General features: G+C 48.1%; 2 protein-coding genes. Both read left to right on the forward strand.

Going from position 1 to position 2455, the window contains the following annotated elements; translation table 11 throughout:
• The coding region (locus tag JNN12_03615; GenBank protein ID MBL7977403.1) for a DUF11 domain-containing protein at positions 1-178 on the forward strand (178 nt) is incomplete at its 5' end.
• A gap of 210 nt (positions 179-388) precedes the next feature.
• Positions 389-2455, forward strand: a 2067-nt coding sequence (locus JNN12_03620) for a hypothetical protein (GenBank protein MBL7977404.1), incomplete at its 3' end; no start/stop codon positions are given.

Genomic DNA, 2455 nt, shown 5'->3' on the forward strand with positions numbered 1-2455 from the left:
TGAAGGCACGGCAAGCGCCACAGGGGTGGTGGTGCGCGATGTGCTGCCCACTGCCGTTTCGTATGTCAATTCTGTGGCCAGTCAAGGTTCTTATGACAACGGTACTGGCCTCTGGACGGTTGGAACCGTGGCTGTGGGTGCCAGCTTGACCTTAACGCTCACGGTGACGGTGAATTAACATTGTTTAAGCATCTCCAATTTAAATGCCCTGAAACCAAATGGATTCAGGGCATTTTGATAGTTGGCCTTAGGTATATTTTGAGTTCATAGAAAAAAATTACCTCTTGTCGCTTTTTTATCAAAAAAAATATTACATGGCATTTCTTTTGAGGTAGGTGCCTTTGTCAAAAAGTTGACATAAGCTATATCATTATATTTAATATTAGGTATGAAAGCTCTTCTTCAATTATCATTGCCAATGCTCGTTCTGGTTTTGTTACCAGTTGAAGGCATGGCACAAGCCATTACTGGAACGGTGTTTCGTGACTTTAATGCAAACGGTGTTAAAGACAATACGGCCAGTTTCAACGAAGTGGGTGTAGGCGGTGTTACGGTTAATTGTACGGACAGTACAGGCGGTACTGGTACGACAACCACGAGTACCGCCGCCGCAACGTTGGGCCAGTACTCCCTTACTGGTTGTACAGGGGCAAGCCGCGTGGAGTTCGTGTGGACAAATGCCGCTTTGTTCGACGGGGCAAAGGGGGCGGGGAGCAATACGAGTATCCAGTTCGTAAATGCTACACGTACCAATATCAATTTTGGTCTCAATAACCCTGCACACTACAGCAATACGAGTCCCAATTTGGTAACGCCCAAGTATTTAAATGGAAACCCGCTGGCAGCAGGCAGCAATTTGGCAAGTGATCCCGCTTTTTATCGGTTCCCTTATACCGCAACCGGAAATGCCCAATCGGGTGGAACGGCCACCACTACGTTGGCGACACAGGCACAAATTGGAACAACCTGGGGCGTTGCATACAGCCGCCGGCATAAGAAGTTGTTTATGGCTTCGGCATATAAGCGCCATGCGGGGTTGGGGCCAGGTGAAACGGGTGGTCGGATTTTTGTCATCAACGACCCCAATGGTACGCCCTCGGCACCCACCAAGTTTATTGATTTGGTTTCCGATATGAGCATCAATGTTGGGGCTATTGAAACCAACAGTGTGCGCGGACTTGGAAACGATAAAAGTGTTGCCACTACGGATGATAATGCATTTAGCAAAGTAGGGAAGGTTTCGCTTGGTGATCTGGATATTTCCGATGACGAAAAGTTTTTATTTGTCACGAACCTGCACGACCGCAAGATCTATAAAATTGATATAGACCAAGTGATAGCTGGAACCAATAATGCCACCGCCTTGCCCGATATTACTGCTACTTGTACGGCGGGGGTTGCGCGGCCTTGGGGGTTGGGAATGTGGGACGGAGAATTGTATGCGGGGATCGTCTGTACGGCTGAAACAGGTGCAAATGTCAACCTGCGGCTCTTAGTACAAAAGTTCAATTTTACGTCGAATGCCTGGACCACCGTTTTGACCGCTACCCCTGATTGGGAAAAAGGGGACATTATATTTGGTTCCGCTAAGCTTAAATGGCAAAAATGGGAAGACACTTATTCAAATTTTATTAATACAGGTGGCCTTTCTACGCATCCCCAGCCCATTTTTGGCGACATCGAATTCGATGAAGAAGGCTCTATGCACCTGGCCATCTTAGATCGTATGGGCTTCCAGACGGGGCATCGGAATAATATTCCTTTTGGTGTTACATTGACCACTGGTGTTACGGGCGGGGAATTGTTGCGCACCTATAAAAATCCAGCTACTGGCGTGTTTAGCTTAGAAAATAATGCTGTTGCAGGTCCTTACACTTCGGGTGGAACAGGCAATAACACCCAAACAGGGCAAGGCGGCCCCGGTACCCTCCAAGGACCAGGTGGTGGTGAGTTTTATGCCGATGACCATACCACCACCGACCACAGTGAAACCACGAATGGAGGCCTAACCCAAGTAAAGGGAACACAACGGTTGGCTTCTATACAAATGGATCCGATTGATGGACAAGTAGATGCTTCGGGGGTTACTTGGTTTAATATTAACAATGGGTTAGAAACGCAAGAATACCAGATATTTTTTAATGCAGGTTCGCCCTCGCCGGATTTCAGTAAGCAAAATGGTTTGGGAGATTTGGAAGCCTTATCCTTACCTGCCCCCATCGAAATTGGCAACCGTGTATGGTTAGACACCGATAACGACGGCATCCAAGACGCAGGCGAGGCGGGCATTTCCGGTGTGACGGTGGAACTGGTAAAAAGTGGTACGGTGATTTCTACCGCCACCACCGATGCCAACGGGAACTATTACTTTTCGAGCGCCACCGGAACCAGTACAGCCAGTACCCGATACGGCATCACGCAATTGGAACCGAATATGGCCTATACGGTGCGGTTC

This window comes from Bacteroidetes Order II. bacterium, from assembly GCA_016788705.1.
In the GTDB taxonomy this organism is placed as follows: Bacteria; Bacteroidota; Rhodothermia; order Rhodothermales; family UBA2364; genus UBA2364.